This window comes from Pseudomonadota bacterium (assembly GCA_027620075.1).
GTDB lineage: Bacteria > Pseudomonadota > Alphaproteobacteria > Rickettsiales > UBA6187 > 1-14-0-20-39-49.
In genome coordinates, this window is record JAQCEY010000001.1 from 91686 (window position 1) to 110595 (window position 18910).

28 protein-coding genes are annotated in these 18910 nt (G+C 39.3%); 23 read left to right on the forward strand and 5 right to left on the reverse strand.

Annotation, left to right across the window (positions count from 1 at the left end):
* Positions 1 to 41 precede the first annotated feature (41 nt).
* Both acnA and O2942_00545 read left to right on the forward strand, forming a co-directional pair.
* Positions 42 to 2819, forward strand: coding sequence for an aconitate hydratase AcnA (gene acnA, locus O2942_00540; protein MDA0780734.1), 2778 nt, complete (start codon positions 42 to 44; stop codon positions 2817 to 2819).
* 3 nt (positions 2820 to 2822) lie between these two features.
* Positions 2823 to 3164, forward strand: a complete 342-nt coding sequence (locus tag O2942_00545; GenBank protein MDA0780735.1) for a hypothetical protein — start codon at positions 2823 to 2825, stop codon at positions 3162 to 3164.
* A gap of 2 nt (positions 3165 to 3166) precedes the next feature.
* Here the strand turns inward: O2942_00545 and pyrB are convergent, their stop codons facing one another.
* Complete coding sequence (gene pyrB / locus O2942_00550; protein MDA0780736.1) at positions 3167 to 4228, reverse strand: aspartate carbamoyltransferase; 1062 nt, start codon at positions 4226 to 4228, stop codon at positions 3167 to 3169.
* Between the two features lie 128 nt (positions 4229 to 4356).
* Positions 4357 to 4716 carry an iron-sulfur cluster insertion protein ErpA gene (gene erpA / locus O2942_00555; protein ID MDA0780737.1) on the reverse strand — a complete coding sequence of 120 codons (360 nt, stop codon included), beginning with the start codon at positions 4714 to 4716 and terminating at the stop codon, positions 4357 to 4359.
* A 295-nt stretch (positions 4717 to 5011) separates the two neighbouring features.
* On the opposite strand from erpA, the gene O2942_00560 reads away from it, so the two are divergent.
* From O2942_00560 to O2942_00575, 4 genes are all read left to right on the forward strand, one after another.
* Entirely contained in the window at positions 5012 to 6241 is a 1230-nt protein-coding gene (locus O2942_00560) for a deoxyguanosinetriphosphate triphosphohydrolase (GenBank protein ID MDA0780738.1), read from the forward strand.
* On the forward strand, positions 6241 to 8358 hold the full coding sequence (gene ligA / locus O2942_00565) for an NAD-dependent DNA ligase LigA (protein MDA0780739.1): 2118 nt from the start codon (positions 6241 to 6243) through the stop codon (positions 8356 to 8358). Before O2942_00560 ends, ligA begins: the two co-directional genes overlap by 1 nt.
* Positions 8328 to 8777 carry a flagellar assembly protein FliX gene (locus tag O2942_00570; protein ID MDA0780740.1) on the forward strand — a complete coding sequence of 150 codons (450 nt, stop codon included), beginning with the start codon at positions 8328 to 8330 and terminating at the stop codon, positions 8775 to 8777. The genes ligA and O2942_00570 overlap by 31 nt, the downstream gene beginning before the upstream one ends.
* Before the next feature lie 241 nt (positions 8778 to 9018).
* Positions 9019 to 9414 (forward strand): hypothetical protein, encoded by a 396-nt coding sequence (locus O2942_00575; GenBank protein ID MDA0780741.1) that lies wholly within the window; start codon positions 9019 to 9021, stop codon positions 9412 to 9414.
* A 146-nt stretch (positions 9415 to 9560) separates the two neighbouring features.
* Here the strand turns inward: O2942_00575 and O2942_00580 are convergent, their stop codons facing one another.
* The 3 genes from O2942_00580 to O2942_00590 form a co-directional block, all read right to left on the reverse strand.
* A complete protein-coding gene (locus O2942_00580; GenBank protein ID MDA0780742.1) occupies positions 9561 to 10028 on the reverse strand; it encodes a hypothetical protein in 468 nt (155 codons plus the stop codon).
* Positions 10021 to 10299: a hypothetical protein gene (locus tag O2942_00585; protein MDA0780743.1), complete on the reverse strand. Its 279-nt coding sequence runs from the start codon at positions 10297 to 10299 to the stop codon at positions 10021 to 10023. Before O2942_00585 ends, O2942_00580 begins: the two co-directional genes overlap by 8 nt.
* 424 nt (positions 10300 to 10723) lie before the next feature.
* On the reverse strand, positions 10724 to 11071 hold the full coding sequence (locus tag O2942_00590; protein ID MDA0780744.1) for a hypothetical protein: 348 nt from the start codon (positions 11069 to 11071) through the stop codon (positions 10724 to 10726).
* A 180-nt stretch (positions 11072 to 11251) separates the two neighbouring features.
* Between O2942_00590 and O2942_00595 the strand changes: the two genes are divergently transcribed.
* The 17 genes from O2942_00595 (at position 11252) to O2942_00675 (ending at position 18909) form a co-directional block, all read left to right on the forward strand.
* Positions 11252 to 11500: a hypothetical protein gene (locus O2942_00595; protein MDA0780745.1), complete on the forward strand. Its 249-nt coding sequence runs from the start codon at positions 11252 to 11254 to the stop codon at positions 11498 to 11500.
* Positions 11466 to 11909 (forward strand): DUF2335 domain-containing protein, encoded by a 444-nt coding sequence (locus tag O2942_00600; GenBank protein ID MDA0780746.1) that lies wholly within the window; start codon positions 11466 to 11468, stop codon positions 11907 to 11909. The genes O2942_00595 and O2942_00600 overlap by 35 nt, the downstream gene beginning before the upstream one ends.
* 80 nt (positions 11910 to 11989) lie before the next feature.
* The gene (locus O2942_00605) at positions 11990 to 12241 is read left to right on the forward strand and encodes a hypothetical protein (protein ID MDA0780747.1); all 252 of its coding nucleotides are present in this window, start codon (positions 11990 to 11992) and stop codon (positions 12239 to 12241) included.
* 184 nt (positions 12242 to 12425) lie between these two features.
* Positions 12426 to 12977 (forward strand): hypothetical protein, encoded by a 552-nt coding sequence (locus O2942_00610; protein MDA0780748.1) that lies wholly within the window; start codon positions 12426 to 12428, stop codon positions 12975 to 12977.
* The gene (locus tag O2942_00615; protein MDA0780749.1) at positions 12937 to 13209 is read left to right on the forward strand and encodes a hypothetical protein; all 273 of its coding nucleotides are present in this window, start codon (positions 12937 to 12939) and stop codon (positions 13207 to 13209) included. Before O2942_00610 ends, O2942_00615 begins: the two co-directional genes overlap by 41 nt.
* 35 nt (positions 13210 to 13244) lie before the next feature.
* Complete coding sequence (locus tag O2942_00620) at positions 13245 to 13775, forward strand: hypothetical protein (GenBank protein ID MDA0780750.1); 531 nt, start codon at positions 13245 to 13247, stop codon at positions 13773 to 13775.
* A gap of 91 nt (positions 13776 to 13866) precedes the next feature.
* Positions 13867 to 14136: a hypothetical protein gene (locus O2942_00625; protein ID MDA0780751.1), complete on the forward strand. Its 270-nt coding sequence runs from the start codon at positions 13867 to 13869 to the stop codon at positions 14134 to 14136.
* Positions 14137 to 14193: 57 nt separating this feature from the next.
* Positions 14194 to 15267: a hypothetical protein gene (locus O2942_00630; GenBank protein ID MDA0780752.1), complete on the forward strand. Its 1074-nt coding sequence runs from the start codon at positions 14194 to 14196 to the stop codon at positions 15265 to 15267.
* A gap of 10 nt (positions 15268 to 15277) precedes the next feature.
* Positions 15278 to 15568: a hypothetical protein gene (locus tag O2942_00635; GenBank protein ID MDA0780753.1), complete on the forward strand. Its 291-nt coding sequence runs from the start codon at positions 15278 to 15280 to the stop codon at positions 15566 to 15568.
* Positions 15568 to 16005: a hypothetical protein gene (locus O2942_00640; protein MDA0780754.1), complete on the forward strand. Its 438-nt coding sequence runs from the start codon at positions 15568 to 15570 to the stop codon at positions 16003 to 16005. Before O2942_00635 ends, O2942_00640 begins: the two co-directional genes overlap by 1 nt.
* Positions 16006 to 16009: 4 nt before the next feature.
* Positions 16010 to 16255, forward strand: a complete 246-nt coding sequence (locus O2942_00645; protein MDA0780755.1) for a hypothetical protein — start codon at positions 16010 to 16012, stop codon at positions 16253 to 16255.
* 4 nt (positions 16256 to 16259) lie between these two features.
* On the forward strand, positions 16260 to 16634 hold the full coding sequence (locus O2942_00650) for a hypothetical protein (protein MDA0780756.1): 375 nt from the start codon (positions 16260 to 16262) through the stop codon (positions 16632 to 16634).
* 2 nt (positions 16635 to 16636) lie between these two features.
* On the forward strand, positions 16637 to 17278 hold the full coding sequence (locus O2942_00655) for a hypothetical protein (protein ID MDA0780757.1): 642 nt from the start codon (positions 16637 to 16639) through the stop codon (positions 17276 to 17278).
* A complete protein-coding gene (locus tag O2942_00660) occupies positions 17278 to 17796 on the forward strand; it encodes a hypothetical protein (GenBank protein MDA0780758.1) in 519 nt (172 codons plus the stop codon). The genes O2942_00655 and O2942_00660 overlap by 1 nt, the downstream gene beginning before the upstream one ends.
* 1 nt (position 17797) lies before the next feature.
* Entirely contained in the window at positions 17798 to 18163 is a 366-nt protein-coding gene (locus O2942_00665; GenBank protein ID MDA0780759.1) for a hypothetical protein, read from the forward strand.
* Entirely contained in the window at positions 18164 to 18769 is a 606-nt protein-coding gene (locus O2942_00670; GenBank protein MDA0780760.1) for a transglycosylase SLT domain-containing protein, read from the forward strand. It abuts the gene before it with no gap.
* Positions 18769 to 18909 carry a hypothetical protein gene (locus O2942_00675; protein ID MDA0780761.1) on the forward strand — a complete coding sequence of 47 codons (141 nt, stop codon included), beginning with the start codon at positions 18769 to 18771 and terminating at the stop codon, positions 18907 to 18909. The genes O2942_00670 and O2942_00675 overlap by 1 nt, the downstream gene beginning before the upstream one ends.
* Position 18910: the final 1 nt, after the last annotated feature.

Sequence of the window (18910 nt, forward strand, 5' to 3'; positions counted from 1 at the left end):
TGTCGGTATAAACATCATATAATTCTAAAAGGTATTTAAGAATGAGCAAAAAATCTATAGATAGTTTTTCTACTAAAAGCACCCTCACTTCGTCAGGTAAGAAATATAGCTACTACAGCATAAAGGAAGCTGAAAAATCAATCGGTAACAATATATCAAGGTTGCCTTTTTCTCTAAAGGTTCTGTTGGAGAACCTGCTAAGATATGAAGATGGCGATATTGTAAAAAGCGATGACATAAAAGCTTTTTCACAGTGGATAAAGGATAAAAAGAATAGCAGAGAAATCGCATATAGACCGGCAAGGGTGTTGATGCAGGATTTTACGGGCGTGCCTGCGGTTGTAGACTTGGCGGCGATGCGTGACGCTATGAAAAATTTAGGCGGTGATCCAAAAAAAATAAACCCTTTAAGTGCGGTTGATCTGGTTATCGACCATTCGGTTATGGTTGATAAATACGGCACGGCAAGCTCTTTTGAAGAGAATGTGCAAAAGGAGTTTGAAAGAAACCGTGAGCGTTATGAATTTTTAAAATGGGGTCAGAAAGCCTTTAACAATTTCAGGGTTGTGCCTCCGGGAACCGGTATTTGCCATCAGGTAAATCTTGAATATCTGGCAAAAGTCGTGTGGAGCAAGGAAATTGAAGGCGAAACCTATATATTCCCCGATACGGTAGTAGGTACGGACTCTCACACTACCATGATAAACGGCTTGGCAGTTTTAGGCTGGGGAGTGGGGGGCATTGAGGCGGAAGCGGCTATGCTGGGGCAACCTGTTTCAATGCTAATTCCTGAGGTTGTAGGTTTTAAATTAACCGGAACATTGAAGGAAGGAACTACGGCAACAGACGTTGTGTTGACCGTTACACAAATGCTACGTGCAAAAGGTGTGGTAGGCAAGTTTGTTGAATATTTCGGTTCCGGCTTGTCGGCTATGCCGCTTGCAGACAGGGCAACGCTTGCGAATATGGCTCCCGAATATGGTGCTACATGCGGATTTTTCCCTATTGATAAGGAAACAATTAAGTATATGAAGCTTTCTTCCCGTGATGCGGCTCAAATACAACTGGTTGAAGATTATGCAAAAGCCCAAGGCATGTGGAACGATGAAAATAGTCAAGAGCCTGTATTTACCGATATACTTGAGCTTAATTTGGGTGACGTTGAACCTTGCATATCCGGGCCTAAACGTCCACAGGATAAAATAAGCCTTGCGGCGGCATCTTCCGAATTTAAAAAAGTTATGTCCGAATCTTTTAAGCACCCTTCAAAGGAGATTGACGAGCTTAAACCTGTGGCAGGTGACGATTTAGACCCTAATAAGGATAAGGTAGGTAAAGATACGTTTTTACATACCAGAGTGGGCAATATTGATAACCATACTGCTATTTTAGGCAAAGATTATGAGATTAGGCATGGAGATGTTACGATAGCTGCTATAACCAGTTGCACTAATACTTCCAATCCTTCCGTAATGATTGCGGCGGGGCTTGTCGCAAAGAAAGCCGCTGCACGTGGAATTAAGGTAAAGCCTTGGGTAAAAACTTCCCTAGCTCCGGGTTCTAAGGTTGTTACCGAATATCTTGAGGCGGCAGGTTTAGATGATGAGCTTGATAAACTTGGTTTTAACCTTGTGGGATACGGCTGTACTACCTGCATAGGTAACTCAGGGCCTTTATTGCCTGAAATTGAAGAGGCGGTAAAGGCAAGCGATATAACTGTTTGTTCGGTTCTCTCGGGCAACAGGAATTTTGAGGGCAGGGTACACGCCCTTGTTAAGGCTAATTATCTGGCATCACCTCCTTTGGTTGTGGCATATGCTATAGCAGGCAGCATGAATATTGATATCACAAAAGATGCTATTGCTAACGATAATAACGGTAATGATGTTTATTTGAAAGATATCTGGCCGACTAATGCTGAAATTGCCGAGGCTGTTTTGAAAAATGTTACGCCTCAAATGTTCGCTGCAAAATATGCCGATGTATTTGCCGGAGACGAACACTGGCAAAAAATAAAAGTGGAAGGTGGCGATACGTATGCATGGTCGAATAGTACTTACATTAACAATCCGCCTTATTTCACTGATATGAAGAAGGAAGTTGACAGCATCGAAGATGTGAAAGGGGCTAGTATCCTTGCAATATTCGGTGACAGTATCACAACAGACCACATTTCTCCGGCAGGTTCTATAGCAAAAGACAGCCCTGCTGCAAAATATCTGAAGGAAAAAGGCGTTGCGGTTGAAGATTTCAACTCTTACGGTTCTAGACGCGGCAATCATGAAGTAATGATGCGTGGAACTTTTGCCAATATCAGAATACAAAATGAAATAACCCCTGAAAAAACAGGTGGCTACACAAAATGTCCTGATAGCGGTGAGGCGGTGACTATTTACGATTTTGCCATGAAAAAGAAAGAGCAGGGCGTTCCTCTGGTAATTTTTGCCGGAAAAGATTATGGAATGGGTTCATCACGTGACTGGGCGGCAAAAGGTACTATCCTTTTGGGTGTAAAAGCAGTTATATCGGAGAGCTTTGAGCGTATTCACCGTTCAAATCTTGTCGGAATGGGCGTTTTGCCTCTTAACTTTAAAGATGGTGTTACACGTAAGTCCCTGAATTTAAAAGGTGATGAAAAGGTTGATATCCTCGGTATAGAAGGTGGTATCAAGCCCGGTATGGATGTTAGTTGCGTTATTACACGTTCTAACGGTGAAACTGAAAAAGTTCCGTTATTATGCAGGATAGATACCGGTGATGAAGTGGAATACTACAAAAATGGCGGAATACTCCATAATGTAATAAGGGATCTGTTATAAAAAATGAAATTTAAGACAACATGCCCCTCTTGCGGTAATGATATCGGGATAATAACTATCCTTGCGGCTTTATCACCTTTTTCATTTAAGTGTTCAAGCTGCAAAACACGTATCCGTATCAGGGGCATTTTGAAGCTGATTTTCATTAATTTTGTGGTAACGGGGCTTTGTGCGGTTTTTACATTGCAATACTTTGTCGGTATCGGTGTGTTAGATACAGGTGAATATGCATATTTATTCATTCCTGTTTTCATTATTATCCTGATGGAAGTTATCAGAGCCTTGCTGGTTTGTAATAAGGCAACTCCGGTTTATGATAAAAAGGACGAAGATGTCGAAGGTTAAGATTAATAACTGTAAACAACGCTATCACGGTTCATTACCTTTAGAATAAGGGCTATTCTTATCCACATTCCGTTTCTGCCCTGTTTCCAGTATGCTGCCCTTGGGTCTTTGTCTACTTTTACATCAATTTCGTATCGACGAGGGAAGGGGTGCATGATTACCGCATCTTCCTTCATTTTTTTTACCAAATCTTCCGTTATACAGAATTTGCTTATATCTACGGTTGATGATTCCCCGTTTTTATCATGTTCGTCCTGAATTCTGGTGCAATAAACCGCATCAACCTCATGTATTACCGATTCAAGGTTGTCGGTAATTGTGTATTTTACATTTTTAGAGTAAAGAAATTCCAATATATCCTTTTTCATCGCAAATTCTTTGGGGGACACAAAGCATATCTCGTTATCGTCATATAATGACAGAAGGCGGCATAAGGAACGTACCGTGCGTCCTCGTTTAAGGTCACCTACCATAGCGATTTTCTTCCCCTGTATCTGTCCGGCTCTTTTTAGGGTGTACATATCCAGTAGGGCTTGTGTAGGGTGCTGGTCTTTTCCCGAACCGCCGTTTATGACCGGTATTGTGCGGCTAGCGTGAAAATTTAATGTCCATGCAGCACGTTCTGCAAATCCCTCATTGTGATGCCTCACAATTATAAGGTCTACATAACTGGAAAAAGTCCTAATCATATCTTCGGGTGACTCGCCTTTTACCTCCGAAGATGTTGAAGAATCACGTATTTCGGATATCTGCATACCCACAATCTGGCATGCGTTCAAAAATGACAGGAATGTTCTGGTTGAAGGCTGCACGAAGAAAAGCATAGCCCTTTTATCCGATAATATAGTTCGCAAAAAATTCATGCCTTTTTGAGTTTTTGCTATTTGACGTACGGTATCCGCAAGAAAAAACAATTCTTCCAGATGTTCCTTGGTAAATTGTTGTGCATATATTACATCGAACAGGCTGCCTTTTTCACCGGATAATATTGAGGCTTTTTCATCAACGGATTTGTTCTTAAAGTCTTCCCAACCTTCGTATTGCTGCATTTGAGTATGTGTCATATTGAGTTTATGATAGCAGAATATAAGCTTTTTATTGGTACGGGCAAGTTTTTTCTATTTTGAAGAAACGCTACAGCCGATTTTGTATATTTAGGCGGGCAGAATTAAGATTAAATCCAACAATATGATTATACCGAAAAGCTATTACCGCAGCCGCAGTTAGCCGTTGCATTAGGGTTTTTTATTTCAAATGCGGCACTACCGAGAGTTTCTACAAAATCAAGCATTGAACCATTTACATACTCAAGTGACATTGAGTCGATAACAACCTCAACACCGTCTTTTTTGAAGATGTTATCATCATCTTGCTGTGAAGAATCAAAATCATAATTATACTGAAAACCTGAGCAGCCCCCACCTAAGACGGAAATTCTTAGGCGAACGTCTTTATTTTTTTCACCTTGTATCAATTCCGATATACGTTTTGCTGCATTTTCGGAAATTATAAAGTTTTCTTGTAAATTTGGATTTGTTTTTGTTGTATCCATAATAAAAATTGTTATCTTAAAGTTGTTAATTAAAATAGTAGTAATTTTGAATTTGATATACGCAGATATGTCATTCCACGAATTTGTTTAGTAAAACAAATTATAGTGGAATCCACTTTTAAAAAAGTTAGGAAACTTTTTTAAATATTGAAAAGTTTTCCTAAACTTTTCAAATTGGATCCCATGATAAAAAATTTTACTAAATTTTTTATCATGGGATGACAGAACTAACAAATTCAAATTTATAATATAACATCAGGCGGGCAATATGACAAAAGAAAATAACATCGAAAACATGGAAAATGTAGTTCCTTTATCAAAATTAATCAATATAGGACAGCATAACCTAGCCCCCTATGCCTGTGATTTTTTAAAAAGCAAAGGCAGGATATACCCCGAAGAGAGAAGCAATAACCGTTCGGACTTCAGGCGTGACTGCGACAGGATAATCCATTCAACCGCATTTAGGAGGCTTGAATATAAAACGCAGGTGTTCGTAAATCATGAAGGCGACCACTACAGAACAAGATTAACTCATAGCTTGGAAGTTGCTCAGATAGCTCGTTCAATTAGCCGTAACTTATCCCTGAATGAAGATTTAGCCGAATCACTGGCACTTGCCCACGACCTTGGTCATACACCTTTCGGTCATGCAGGAGAAGAAGCCCTTCGTGAAGCTGCAAAAGATTATTGCGGATTTGACCATAACGCACAAACATTAAAGGTGCTAACGCACTTGGAAGATAAATACGCAGCATTTGACGGGTTAAACCTGACATGGGAGTCACTGGAAGGTATTGTAAAACATAATGGGCCGATAACAGGTAAATATCGTGATAAAGAACGCTATGACGGCAATGTACACCCCGTAATTTCAAAGATAGACGACCAATTTAATCTGCAACTTGATAAATTCCCGTCAGCCGAGGCACAAATAGCATCATTCGCTGATGACATAGCATATAACAACCACGATATTGATGACGGTATCAGGGCTAGACTATTTACTGTTAACGACGTAAAAAAACTGCCTATCGTCGGAAATATGTTCAGGGAGCTTGCAAATGAATTTACAAACCTTTCCGAATCAAGGCTTATACATGAAGCAAACAGGCGAATGATAAACCGTATGGTTGTTGACCTTACCCGTCATACTTTAAAAAATATTAAGGATTTTAATATTGAAACCGTTGATGATATCAGAAATCTTGACCGACCTGTAGTAGGTTTTTCAAAAGGTATGCATGAAAATGTCAAAACCATAAAAGAATTTCTGAATGAAAATATGTACAAACATTATAAAGTCAGCAGAATGACCAGTAAGGCTAAACGCATAATTCAGGATTTGTTTGCGATATTAAATACCGAGCCTGAATGTTTGCCTAATGACTGGAGGGAAAAGGCTCTTAATGCCGAAAATGCTAATAAACGCTCTGAAGTGGTAGTGGATTATATAGCAGGAATGACCGACCGCTATGCTATTGATGAACATAAAAAATTGTTTGACTTAGATTTATCTTCGTAATGGAAACCTTATTCGACTTTAACAGTCAAAAAGAAACATCTGATATCTCGTTAGAAAGTATAACCGAGAGTCAGGCGATTGTTGAACTTGAAAGGCTTGCGAACGAAATCGCAAAGCATGACGAACTGTACCACAAAGAGGATAATCCTAAAATATCCGATGCCGAATATGACGCATTAAGAAAAAGAAATGAAGGAATTGAAGAAAAATTCCCGAATCTTATAAGGGGGGATAGCCCCACAAATAAAGTCGGGTATGCTCCTAGTGAAAAATTCGGGAAAGTAAAGCATACTGTTCCGATGCTTTCCCTTGCAAATGCGTTCTCAGAACAAGACATAAATGACTTTATCGATAGAGTCAGGCGGTTTTTGGGATTAAATGAAAGTGATGAAGTTGATATTTTCGCCGAGCCAAAAATTGACGGGCTTTCTTTTTCCGCACGTTATGAAAAAGGTGTGTTTGTCCGTGGAGCAACAAGAGGGGACGGAACTACCGGAGAGGACATAACAGAAAATTTAAAACAATTCCTGCCGACAAAACTTCAGGGGGAATTTCCCGACATATTGGAGGTGCGTGGCGAGGTCTATATGTCACATAAAGATTTTCAAGCACTCAATAAAGAGCAGGAAAAAAACGGCGGCAAAATATTTGCAAATCCACGAAATGCCGCAGCCGGTTCATTGCGTCAGCTAGATGCTAGGATAACTAAAAGCCGTAATTTAAAATATTTTATGTATGGCTGGGGTGAGGTTAGCGAACAAATAGCCGATAAACAATCTGATATGATTGAATCTTTTAAAAAGATGGGGCTGTCGACAAACCCTCTATCTAAAATAATTAAGAACACCAAGCAAATACTTGATAATTATGGCGATATATATGCGAAGCGTCCGAATCTGGACTATGATATTGACGGTATCGTCTATAAAATAAATTTAATTGAGCGGCAACAAAGGCTGGGCTTTATAAGCCGTAGCCCACGCTGGGCAATTGCACATAAATTCCCCGCTGAACAAGCCAAAACAATCTTGGAAAAAATTAATATACAGGTCGGGAGAACGGGAGCATTAACTCCGGTTGCCGAGCTGACACCTATTACGGTGGGAGGAGTTGTAGTATCAAGAGCGACTTTGCATAATAAAGATGAGATTGAACGAAAAGACATTAGGGAAGGGGATACCGTTATAATTCAAAGGGCAGGGGACGTAATCCCCCAAGTAGTAGGAGTTGATATTGAATTACGTTCGACAGGCTCTAAAGCCTTTATTTTCCCTGATAAATGCCCTATATGCGGCAGTATCGCAAAGAAAGAAGAGGGAGAGGCGGTAACTCGCTGCACAGGTGGGTTAATTTGCAATGCGCAGGCAGTTGAAAGTTTAAAACACTTCGTATCCCGTGACGCATTCGATATTGAAGGATTGGGAGAAAAGCAGATAAAATCTTTTTGGGAGGACGGAATAATCTCCAAACCGTCGGATATATTTCAATTAGAAGAAAATGAAAAAAATAGCCTGAAATCTATCGGTAACCGTGAAGGTTGGGGCAAGAAATCGGTTGAAAATTTATTTAACGCCATCAACGAAAAACGTAAAATTGAGCTAAACAGATTTATTTATGCTTTAGGCATACGTTTTGTAGGAACTACAACCGCAAAATTATTGGCGTTTAGTTATAATAACTTCAAAAATTGGGAAGAAAATATGAAAAAAGCCTCCGATGTATCGTCGGAGGAGTATAACGAGCTGTTATCAATTGACGGAATCGGCGAAAAAGTAGCCCGTTCAATTGTGCAATTCTTCCGTGAAGAGCATAATATAGAAGAAGTTAACAAGCTGGCACAAATATTAGATATACAAAATGCGGAACGCCCCAAGTCAAATTCTCCGGTTGCTGGAAAAACAGTTGTATTTACAGGAACGTTAATAAAAATGACACGGTCTGAGGCAAAGGCAAAAGCTGAAAGCCTGAATGCCAAAGTTTCCGGCTCAGTATCTAAAAAAACCGATTATGTAGTGGCAGGAGAAGAAGCAGGTTCAAAGTTGAAAAAAGCCGGCGAACTTGGCGTGAAAATATTAACTGAAGATGAATGGATAAACCTGATAAATCAAACGGTATAGTCATGCAAATAACAAAAATAGCAAATAATAAGTCCGTCTCAAAAAAATCATCTGCACAAAAAACAGGCGGCACATCATTTTCATCTCACTTGTCGCAAAGCAGCGAAGCTAATGTTGCAAGCCCGTCATCTTCGGTATCTGGAGTTATGCAGCTTGATTCATTACTAGCCCTACAGGAAGTAGGAGATGAGCCGTCAAGCCGCAAAAGGCAAATACAACACGGGTTCAATATAGTCGAGCATCTTGACCAAATAAGAATAGGGTTGCTTGAAGGAAAAATATCCCAATCCGTATTAAATAACCTTGATGACCTTATAAATAGCTGGCGTGAAGCCGATACGGACAATCAGCTAAAAGAACTTATTGATGAAATTGAGCTTAGAGCGGCTGTGGAATTGGCTAAACTTGAGCATAGTTAAATTTGTCATTAAATATAGTTATAATTGTCATCCCCGACTTGTTCGGGGATCTGAATAAGTTTAAATGAGATCCCCCTATAATTTTCTTCGCAAATTCGGGGGATGACAGTTATTTGGCTTGTCATGCTGAATTTATTTTAGCATCTTATCATTCAAGCCAACAAAAGAACTTGATAAAAGCATCTAAAACAAATAGTATCATTTTCCCATTCAAAGAAACAACAACGCAAGGGAGAGGCAATTGGAAGTTTCAGGAGAAAGGGTAACCGTCAGCTCTGCTGTCGGAGACCGTGATGCCAACCCAAAATGGCAAATGAATGCAAATGGAGAGAGAGTCGAGGATTTCGAGTCGTTCTTCCGTGCATTTGCTAAACGAATAACCAATAATAACGGTGTGTTTAAGGTTGATGGTAGCCTTGTATTTGAATTTGTCCCGAATGCTCGCATTAAAAATGAAAAGCTGATTTCACCGGAAACCGCATTCTATTTTCACAGAATGGCAGAAGGTGTTATTTATAGTGACAAGGGGATGGTTACCGGCAACAAGCGTAACCCTGCACTAGACAGCTACAATTACCAGAAAAATATTACTCCTTTAATGATTGAAACATTAGATCGTTATATGCCTCCGGTTTAAATAAACCCTACAAGAAGAACGTCATTACCCGAAAATATAAACTCTCATAGTCGCCCTGTAATTTTCTAAAGAAAACGCAGGATATTGACGTATCGACCATATGGCGATACTCCGTAAAACTCCATATAAATGACCACAACCCCATTTTACATAATATAAATTCCTCGGTCTTTCGTATCCTTTTTATCAACAATAATGTCATTTTCTCGTAACCATTTTAACGACTGATAAACCATATTAATGTGACAATCAAGCTTTTCAGACAATGACTTAGCGGTGTATAAGCTTTTTCCTTTTCTATCAATTGAGTTGAGCAAAAGATTAAAGATTAAAAGAGTTTTGTGTTTGTATGGGGCTTCAGCTTCAATTTTAAACACAACTTCCTCAAAACCTTTGCAATCAAGTTGAATAAAATTGTTCCATTTTTCAAGGTGATCGGCTTGCTTTTCATATTTTAGCAAAAGGGCTTCAGCTAATTTTTCTTTTTCTTCAGGCGGAATGATATCGTCTGGAGCAGATAAGATGTAATCCATTTCTCTTGTACGCTTCTTATCCTCGTTGTTCATTGCGATAAATGCTGGTAGTTTTGGACTTTGAGTAAGTTCTTTAGCCATTGAATATTTCCTCCATTTTGATTTTATAACCATCTTCTAGTTCATTTTCATGCTGTGCATAAAAAATCATTAATTCGTATATTTTCTCCATTTTTTCATGCGGAGAAAGGATATCATCTTCCACCTCTTGAATTAAAGATATTTTTCTAAGAGCCGAATTTGCAAAGCCTTCCCTTCTACAAGCCAATTCAATACGATATTGCTTTAATTTTTTGAGGGATATTTTTTCGATGCTTTTTGTAATTTTGCCTTTTTGTCTCTTTTTTAACATGTGGATAACTCTGTGTATAACTTGTGTATAATCTATTTTTACCGCTCGTTGCTTATGATATTACAAGCACAAGTGGTTGTCAACAACAAACACAGATGGTTGTTGCTAGTGGGTTAACAAACTGTTTTATAAGTCCAATCCTTCCCATCTCGCGCGTGTATCAGAAATTACTACGTAATTAAGTAAGAATGAGCTCGCTAATCGCTCACAGGTCAATAATTCGTATTAAAAATAACACAGCTGACGGAAAAAACCGATTTTCGGGTTAGGGCGGTAAGAAGCTCGGCAAAAACTAGAATCTAGAATCAAATTCTAGGCACTAAATGTGCCCTCTGGTTGCCGTTTTTGATTTTTTGGGTACTTGCTATATAAAAAAAATCTTCGCCCCTCTATGGGCTTTAAAATTGGATTTCTTTATGGGATTTTATTTTATTTCTATAATTTTTTTATGCAGCTCGTAAATTTCCTTTTGATACTCCAGCTGGAGCCTTGTATTATCCGACTGATATATAACTGTTAATGCAAATCCCATTATAACAAATATTGCACCTGCAAGGCAGTAGGCAATAAGATTAAATGATATAACCTTACTGTTTAGAGTTTTTATTTTCTCTTCCTGAACGGCTATTTTTGTACCTAATTCGTATAATTTAGAATCCATCTTTTTATACCTCTTTGTAAGTTCTGAAACTTCACCTTCTAAAATTTTAATTTTATATTTCGGCTCAGCCTCAAGTGCTGCCTGAATAGCAGAGTTTTTTTGTTCAGTCATGGAAAACCTTTCATTTTCGTTAACTTAATAAAACATTTTCAATCAGTTTTCCAGCCTTTTTCGTGATTTCAGAAAATGGTTATATCCCTGTTGCGTAAACTTTAAAAACGTGGTATTTTTGCTAATTATAATAAAAAACGTGGTCTTTTTGCTAATTATTAATAAAAAAACAGTACTTTTATGAACGATTTTTTTAAAGGGTTTTTATTAGGGTTTAGTGCGGCTTTTGCATTCGGCTATTTTGTAAGGGGACAGAACTCTATTAACGATAACGCTTCAGCTGAAAATGACTTTAAGTACAACAGTTACGAGGAAGATTTTGGAACTGACGCAGAAATGGTTGCCCAAGATTTAAACAAATCTTTTAGTCAATATACAAAAACATATATTTTAAATGAACAGCATCAAAAAGACAACAGAATCCACTAAAAAAATCGGTAAGAGAGAACATCAGCACAGGGTAGAAGGTGCGATTGCAGCTTTTACAAGTCCTTTGCCTCCACCTGAAACTCTAAAACATTATGAAGATATCCTACCGGGTACAACAGAAAGGATTTTGTCTTTAACTGAAGCACAATCAGAACACCGCCAAAAGCACGAGAATGAATATTTAAAAGCACATGAGCGGATAAGGAAAATGGAAATAAGCACAAAAAGCTCCGAAATAAAGAGGGGGCAAATATTTGGCTTTGTGGCTCTATTGATGTGGATTGCCTGTATAGTTTTTTTTGCATTAAGCGGTAAGGATACGCTGTCTTATATCATGGCAGGAGCTGCCGCAGTTACGGGAATAATAGGTGCATTTACAGGCAATCAAAAGAAAAAATCATCAGAATAATCTGATATCCCTAAAATACTCCCTTAAAATAGATAAAATAATGGTTTATAAACGGTTATGTAATCGTAAGTGAGGTAGTTATGCCGGTTTATCATATGACGTGGGCGGATTTAAGAAAGGTTTTAGAGTTTCTGAAAATTAAAACGCTTACCGATTTATGTGCGGTTCACATAACTGTTACAGGTTATAGACTTTGCGAGCCGAAAACAATGTATAACCAGCTTTCGGAAAACGGTGAATTGAGCATGACCTTGTCACGTTCAATATATATGCTTAAACAGAATGTTACTTTGTCTAGGCAATTAGAAAAGGTGCAAGAAAATGAAAAATAGAATTCAAACATATTTTTGGAATACAGGTAGTTATATAGGTTTTAGCAGCTGCGTTTTTCTGTCATGCGTTTTTCAGGTTATATTAAGAATAATATCAATACCGTTTATTATTTTAAGCGTTTTTTTTGGTTTTGTTGTTATGTCATTGGGGCTGACAGCATGGTTTTTAAACAGAAGGTTTTAAATGTCGGATAAATTCAATTTCGATGATTTGGGAAAGGAGGCGGCACGCAATGAGCCGCCTCGAAGCTCTGATGAGACGGTGCAAAAAGTTTGCGTGCAGCAATATACCCCCGAAGAAGAAAGCGAGGGCGTAAAGTTTGAGTTTCAGGCAAATTTTGTAGCGTCTTCTGTTGTTGAAGGATTTGCGTCTTTATGGCGTGCGGCGTGGGGAGCTTCAAAAGGTGCGGAATTGACCGAGAAGGAGAGGGAAGGGTTAAACTCTCTTTTGGATCGTGGGGCGGAGCATTTTGGCTTTACGACTTATATATCGGGTGGCAAGGGCTTTTTTGTTGAGCTGCTCGGCAGGATACTTGCTGCTATAGTGCCAAGGGCTGCAAATTCTACAACAAGGAATCATTTTAGAGATACGGTTTTTTACGGTAAAAAAACCGATAAAAAAACGGAAAATACACAGGAGAAAAACGACGATGAACCAATTTCTAGAGGCGACAAGCCAGCCGCAACCGCAGACTATGGAAACGGACTTACAGCCAGCAACTTCAGTCAGCTCTAGGGCTTCAACTATATTTTTATCATTACTTACGCTGGCAGTTGGTGGTGCAGGTGCTTATTTTGCATTCAAGCCTAAAAAAGCGGAAGCAGATGCAGAAAAAACACCGGAGGCTTTGCCGGTAACAAAAGGACAAACGTTAATAGATCCTCAAACAGGTGAAGAACTTATCGTTACCAAAAAAGGCGGTCGTAAAAAAAAAGTGACTACCGAGCAAGTAACGCCGCCAGCGTAGAAGTTTGTCACCGTGGTGTTTTAGGTGCAACCGGCATGGGTAAAACTTGGCTTGCAAAACAGGCTTTGCATAAGGTAGCGACTTACTCGGACGCTGAAATTTTGATATATACGCCCGTTGATTTTGACGGGTGGCCCTCACGAGCAAAAATTTATAACAATCCTGATAAATTCGTAACAGCAATTAATCAATATATAGCCTCCGGCAAGCGTGCCTGTCATGTTTATATTGATGAAATGGGAAAAATAAATACTCATTACGGGCATTATAAGCGGTATCCTCAAACATTACAGGAGCTTACATTTATGTTGAGGCATATGGGTATAACCGTTTGGATATCGTCACAAAGGGCAACTATGATTCACCCAGATATCCGAGAAAATCTCGGTGAAATATATTGTTTTTATTTAAAAAGACCCAGTGACAGGCAGGCAATCGAAGATGAAAGTTATATCAAGCAATATAACGGAAAACCCTTAAATGTTGCTATCGGGGAACTGCAAAAATTAGAGTTTTTTGTTATTAATCCAAAAAAAAGAACCCTAGAAAAGAAACGTTTGAGTTAAATATCCCTTAATACCTCACTTCTATTTATAACTTTTTTACGACACAATAAAACTCACGAACATATATCAATTTCTTATCAGGGTTTTAAAAATGTCACTAAACATGATTCTTGAGTATCTGACAAAAGCAATTATAGGGGCTGTTGCTCTTTTTATAACTGTAAAAGGCGGCGGAGCTTTTGCAAAAACTTTCAAAGTTGGAAACAATTGGATTTCCAGCACTTCCATAAAGGGGCTAGCATATAAGCTTGCAGCGGGTTTTGCTCTTATGACGGCACTACCATTCATAAATGACCTTGTAACCTCACTTATGAGGCAGTTGCCTATATCAAGTGGTAACACAAGCAATACGTCTTCATAAGTAATGCAATAAGTACTGCAACTTCCATAATTATAATTTTTTTTAGAGGATATAAAAATGCCTAAAAATACAACACCAACCGGTCTTGCAACTGCAATTATTCCAAGGCAATACCGTAGTTTCTTGCAACAAAATTTTGAGCTAAAAAGCGGTTCATCAATGCAAATGCAAATGCCGGAGCGTACTATAGTAAATGGTGCGATGGTTTATATAACTGTGCCTTACGAAGTGGGTGCTTCCGCACCCACGGGCTTACAAGAAGCACAGGCGTATAGCATATTAAACAGGCTTGTTGTTGAAAGTTCACGCCCTGACGGCAAAAAATGGGATATTAATAATGTTGCTATCCGCAAACATTGCAGCAAATTCAAAGGTATTCAACTGCCGGAGCCGGCGTTTGACCTTGCAACAAGCGGCGGTGCAAAAGAATTGATTATTCCTATTTACCTTGATTTTACAATGCCGGGGAATCCTTTTTCAGTTTATCATTGCGGAGCAAATAACTATACGCAACGTTATAAAATTCGTTTGGATTGGAACGAAAATATGAACGGTGATGCCGGTATATTTACGGCTGTAAATGATTTTGCGATTGATAAGCAAAACATTAAGGTGCAGATAAAATATGATCAACATGTTTTGCCTGAAAATCACGACATAATGTTGAATCCTTCACGTTTGTTAATGAGAAACCTTAACCAGATTGTCAAGGACTTCACGCAAACAGGTAAAGTTTTTGATAAACTTGAAGAAAAAAGGGATTACGTAGCTATTCATATCGCCGCTATCAAGCAAGCAACTTCAGGCGGACTTATTACGGCAACAGATGAGATTTTTAGTAATTTCGAGCAAATATCAATAGCAAGTGACCAAGGTTCTAATGCCAGCACCTTTTTAAGGTCTTCGTGGTACGATTTGCGTGATCATACGGTTAAATGGCATAACGATCAGTATGCTGACTTAGAAGCCGGTTACAGGACTTTTGCTTTGATAGATGACAAAAGGCTAGCTCAATCGGTAACGGTTGCCGCACAAGGTGATGTTAACTTAAACTTTGACGAAGCAAAGGTTGTGTCAAGTCATGATACAAGGCTAGAACTTACGTACGAGTACCTAACCAAGCAAGATTAGTGAGGTAACGGTGAGCATTTTTGACAGCATAATAGAAGGCGTTGGCGATATTGTTGAGGTCGGCAAAGATATTTTTGGTTTCATAAATCAATCAGAAATTGCCGCACAAGAAACAGGCGTTAAGCAGGTAGTAGCTGAAACTGCACTTGCACAGCAGCAGCTGGAGGCTGAACGTATTAAGGCTGAGGCAGACGCAGCTTTTTTTAGTTCCAGTACAATTTCACAAGTTGCAATGATAGTAGGTGTCGCTGCAACTGTTATTGCTGGCTTGTTTTTAATTTTTGGTGGGGACGGTGATTAATGGCTGTTCAAGCATTATTAGCCGCATTGCCGGCTATCACAGGAGGTCTAAAGGGGATAGGAGATTCAGGTATACTTTCAGCCTTGACCGGCGGAGGTACTGAGCAAAATGTCAGCCAAACATCGAGCAATAGCTCGGTAACTAATACTTCTGTTGGTATAAGCAATTCCTTTGGTGGTGATAGTTCGGGTTCTCCTTCAGCCGATTTTGCTACGGAACTTTCAAACCAACTCAGTTCTGCAGCAACATCTTTGCCGCCTACGCCGGTGGGTTCCACACTAAGCGGTTCTAGTGTTCCGCAAATAATTGGAATTCCAAACACGGTTAGCAATCAAGCAAATAGTTTTTTATCGCCCACTAATATTGCAATCGGTGGCGGTATTATTGCGGCGTTTACCTTGGTATTGGCTCTAACCAAGAAGAAAAAGAGGAAGTAATGTTATGTGGGGATTAATTGGTGGTGCGGCTATAGGTTTGGTGTCATATTTTGGCGGCTTCTTTTCGGGTGTGGATACGGCAACGCCGGCGGTTGTTATTAGCGGCAATCCTACAGCATCAAGCTCAAGCTTTAACATATTGGGATTTGAGTTAAATAAGGTTTCCACGATAGTTTGGAGTGTAATAATTTTGTTTGTTTTTTGGCTGGTTTTAAAAGTAAGTGGGGAATTTAAAAGGTTAATAAAGTAGCGATATGGGGTTATTTGGCGGATTATTTGGGGGTGGTTCTAAACAGACGGTAAACCAAACTACCACGAATGAAACCGAGGTAAATACTGCTGTTGAAGTTAAAAATGATTTTATAATTGATACGGATCCTATAGCCAACGCATTTAATGGAATTCAGCAGGCTTTAAGTGAGTTGGGTATTTTAAGTATTATAGGTCAGGAATTGCAGACAAAGGCTAATACCGAAACTCAACTTGCACTTGGTATTTTAGATGCAGAAAGTAACAAAATTATTGCAAGCGGTGTTATAGAATCGGGTTTAAGCGTTCTTAAAAATATAGGCATTTTTGCCGCCGTCACTTTTTCCGTATGGGCGTTGTTAAAAATTATTAAGGGGTAAAAATGGCTTACGAATTTAAGAATGCAATAAAATACGAGCTTGATACAGCGTATGTGCGGCATGATATAATAGCCGATTGCTATCGCATTGAAATTTCAGATGCATCTACGGTTAACGCAATTGTCACCGTACAGCTTATTTTGGAGGACCGGACAAAAGTTGATGATATCCGTTTGAAAAAAGGTGCATTTTACGAAAGTCCGATAAAAATAGATTACCTGAAGCTAACATCTTCTGCCCAGCCTCTGGAATGGGTTGAATTCAGATTTACGGACATGTCAAACCCTCCTGATCGCCCTGAATATGACAGCGGTGTGAAAGAAGTTATTGATTCTGTAGGTTCTGTTGATGAGATAAAGGGCAGTGTCAAAACAAAGTCAGGAGACACGATAGTCGCAACTAAAGTAACGGTCGGTACAACTGAGGTAACATTGTTAGCGGCTGATACGACAAGGACACGAGCAACTATATACAGCTACGGGAATATAGGTAAGGTTTGTTTTATCGGTGAATCAGGCGTAGATACGGCAAGCAGTTTTCCCTTGGTTGCCGGTGCTTCAATGACTATTGAAAGCGGTGCTGAAGTTAAGGCTATAGGCGATTCTACGGGCATAGACATTAGAATTTTTGAAGAGAGGTTATAATGTCAGGACTTACTATACCTGTACCTAGTGCTACTTCGACCATAGAGGGAAAACAGGTTCTTGTTGAGCAAGCAAGTCAAACGCTCGCTGGAAAGTCTGAAATAGCGTCTGTGGCTGAAGTTAACGCAGGACTTGACGGGCAGCGAATAGTTACACCTGCGGGGTTGTTATTCGGCATGGGAATTTGTGATATATATCAATCAGGTGAAATCACAATGACACCCGGAAGCTTGTCAACAAATGCTCACGGCTTCGGGCGGACTCCAAAAATTATACAATTGTCGGCAATATGCAAAACCGTAGAAGACGGCTGGAGTATTGGCGATGAGTTTTTAATTCACCCGACAAGCCCTAATGGTTCTAGTTCAAGAAGGCCCGGTGTTTATTCTGACGCTTCAAATATATATTTGCGTTTTCCCAATTCTTCGCCCGTCCTCCAATACATGAACAAAGGCTCGGGTGCTTTCGTTGATTTAACAGACGCAAACTGGCGTATAAAAATTAATGCGTGGGGTTAGAATGGAAAAATATTATGTAGATTCAAACGGTAATTATTTAGGGGCTTTTCAAGGACGTATAGTCAAAGATGACAAGGGAAAGATACTAAAGACGATAGTTAGTAAACCAGCTAACGGAATTGAAGTTCCTGAAGCCCCACAACATGGAAGCCAGATTTGGGATTCTGTAAATGGCAAATGGTCGCCTTATAAGCCTTATTACAAAGATTTACGCAGAGATGAATATAACAGGCGAGGGGCAACGCTCGAAGCCTTAACTATTTTGCTATGGAAGAAAGAAGAAGGTGAGGAGGTGCAGGCGGAAATTGACGCTATACGTCAGATTCGGGCGGAAGTTGAAACAATGTATCCAAAGGAGATTGAGTAAATGCCGTTATTATTCATGTTTATCAGCGGTATAACCGCTTATTTTGCCGGACTAACATCAGCAAAAACAGGCAAGCTTACAAAAGAAAAAGTTGATAGTATCAAAAATCAAACGATTGCTGCTTTTGATGAGGCAATAAAGTTTACGCCTGTGCCGGTTTTAAAACCAATAATGCAAAAAGCAAGGCTTGCAGAGGCGGAAGTCAAAGACTTAGCAGAAAAAATTACCACGTTATATTTTCCTGTTGTTGATCCGATGATGGTCAGGGCAATTATTCAGATTGAAAGCAATCGCAAGCCCGATGCAACAAGATACGAGCCGCACCTTGAGGAAAGTTCCACAGGTTTAATGCAAACATTGCTTTCAACTGCCGTGGATATGGCTAAAAACTGGGGTGCGACTAGATACGGAATTCCTACGGAAAAGGATTTGTTAAATCCTGAAATAAGCGTTTATTTTGGTGCGGCATATCTTAACTGGCTACGCAGATACGGGACTGAAGAACAAAATATTGTGCGTAATTATAATGGTGGTCCTAAAGGTTATCAGCGTTCGGCAACGTTGGATTATTGGGAAAAATATAAGAAAGCAAAGGCGGGGCTTTAATGGATATTGCGGTTGCTTCGATATTGGTTTCTTTGGGTCTGGCAAATTTGGGTTTTGCCGCAAGAATTCTATGGTTGCTGTCGGATTACGGGGCAAGAATTAAAAATTTGGAAAGAGAAGTTTTTACAAATGCTAGGTAAT

Excerpts from the sequence above, each read along its gene's own strand:
- O2942_00645 (MDA0780755.1), top strand. The coding sequence starts at position 16,010 with ATGTGGGGATTAATTGGTGGTGCGGCTATAGGTTTGGTGTCATATTTT.
- O2942_00615 (MDA0780749.1), top strand. The coding sequence starts at position 12,937 with ATGGAAACGGACTTACAGCCAGCAACTTCAGTCAGCTCTAGGGCTTCA.
- O2942_00585 (MDA0780743.1), bottom strand. The coding sequence starts at position 10,299 with ATGTTAAAAAAGAGACAAAAAGGCAAAATTACAAAAAGCATCGAAAAA.
- pyrB (MDA0780736.1), bottom strand. The coding sequence starts at position 4,228 with ATGACACATACTCAAATGCAGCAATACGAAGGTTGGGAAGACTTTAAG.
- O2942_00650 (MDA0780756.1), top strand. The coding sequence starts at position 16,260 with ATGGGGTTATTTGGCGGATTATTTGGGGGTGGTTCTAAACAGACGGTA.
- O2942_00605 (MDA0780747.1), top strand. The coding sequence starts at position 11,990 with ATGCCGGTTTATCATATGACGTGGGCGGATTTAAGAAAGGTTTTAGAG.
- O2942_00625 (MDA0780751.1), top strand. The coding sequence starts at position 13,867 with ATGTCACTAAACATGATTCTTGAGTATCTGACAAAAGCAATTATAGGG.
- O2942_00570 (MDA0780740.1), top strand. The coding sequence starts at position 8,328 with ATGGATAAACCTGATAAATCAAACGGTATAGTCATGCAAATAACAAAA.
- ligA (MDA0780739.1), top strand. The coding sequence starts at position 6,241 with ATGGAAACCTTATTCGACTTTAACAGTCAAAAAGAAACATCTGATATC.
- O2942_00545 (MDA0780735.1), top strand. The coding sequence starts at position 2,823 with ATGAAATTTAAGACAACATGCCCCTCTTGCGGTAATGATATCGGGATA.
- acnA (MDA0780734.1), top strand. The coding sequence starts at position 42 with ATGAGCAAAAAATCTATAGATAGTTTTTCTACTAAAAGCACCCTCACT.
- O2942_00590 (MDA0780744.1), bottom strand. The coding sequence starts at position 11,071 with ATGACTGAACAAAAAAACTCTGCTATTCAGGCAGCACTTGAGGCTGAG.
- O2942_00620 (MDA0780750.1), top strand. The coding sequence starts at position 13,245 with ATGGGTAAAACTTGGCTTGCAAAACAGGCTTTGCATAAGGTAGCGACT.
- O2942_00630 (MDA0780752.1), top strand. The coding sequence starts at position 14,194 with ATGCCTAAAAATACAACACCAACCGGTCTTGCAACTGCAATTATTCCA.
- O2942_00640 (MDA0780754.1), top strand. The coding sequence starts at position 15,568 with ATGGCTGTTCAAGCATTATTAGCCGCATTGCCGGCTATCACAGGAGGT.
- O2942_00675 (MDA0780761.1), top strand. The coding sequence starts at position 18,769 with ATGGATATTGCGGTTGCTTCGATATTGGTTTCTTTGGGTCTGGCAAAT.
- O2942_00580 (MDA0780742.1), bottom strand. The coding sequence starts at position 10,028 with ATGGCTAAAGAACTTACTCAAAGTCCAAAACTACCAGCATTTATCGCA.
- O2942_00610 (MDA0780748.1), top strand. The coding sequence starts at position 12,426 with ATGTCGGATAAATTCAATTTCGATGATTTGGGAAAGGAGGCGGCACGC.
- O2942_00670 (MDA0780760.1), top strand. The coding sequence starts at position 18,164 with ATGCCGTTATTATTCATGTTTATCAGCGGTATAACCGCTTATTTTGCC.
- erpA (MDA0780737.1), bottom strand. The coding sequence starts at position 4,716 with ATGGATACAACAAAAACAAATCCAAATTTACAAGAAAACTTTATAATT.
- O2942_00665 (MDA0780759.1), top strand. The coding sequence starts at position 17,798 with ATGGAAAAATATTATGTAGATTCAAACGGTAATTATTTAGGGGCTTTT.
- O2942_00660 (MDA0780758.1), top strand. The coding sequence starts at position 17,278 with ATGTCAGGACTTACTATACCTGTACCTAGTGCTACTTCGACCATAGAG.
- O2942_00560 (MDA0780738.1), top strand. The coding sequence starts at position 5,012 with ATGGAAAATGTAGTTCCTTTATCAAAATTAATCAATATAGGACAGCAT.
- O2942_00600 (MDA0780746.1), top strand. The coding sequence starts at position 11,466 with ATGAACAGCATCAAAAAGACAACAGAATCCACTAAAAAAATCGGTAAG.
- O2942_00655 (MDA0780757.1), top strand. The coding sequence starts at position 16,637 with ATGGCTTACGAATTTAAGAATGCAATAAAATACGAGCTTGATACAGCG.
- O2942_00595 (MDA0780745.1), top strand. The coding sequence starts at position 11,252 with ATGAACGATTTTTTTAAAGGGTTTTTATTAGGGTTTAGTGCGGCTTTT.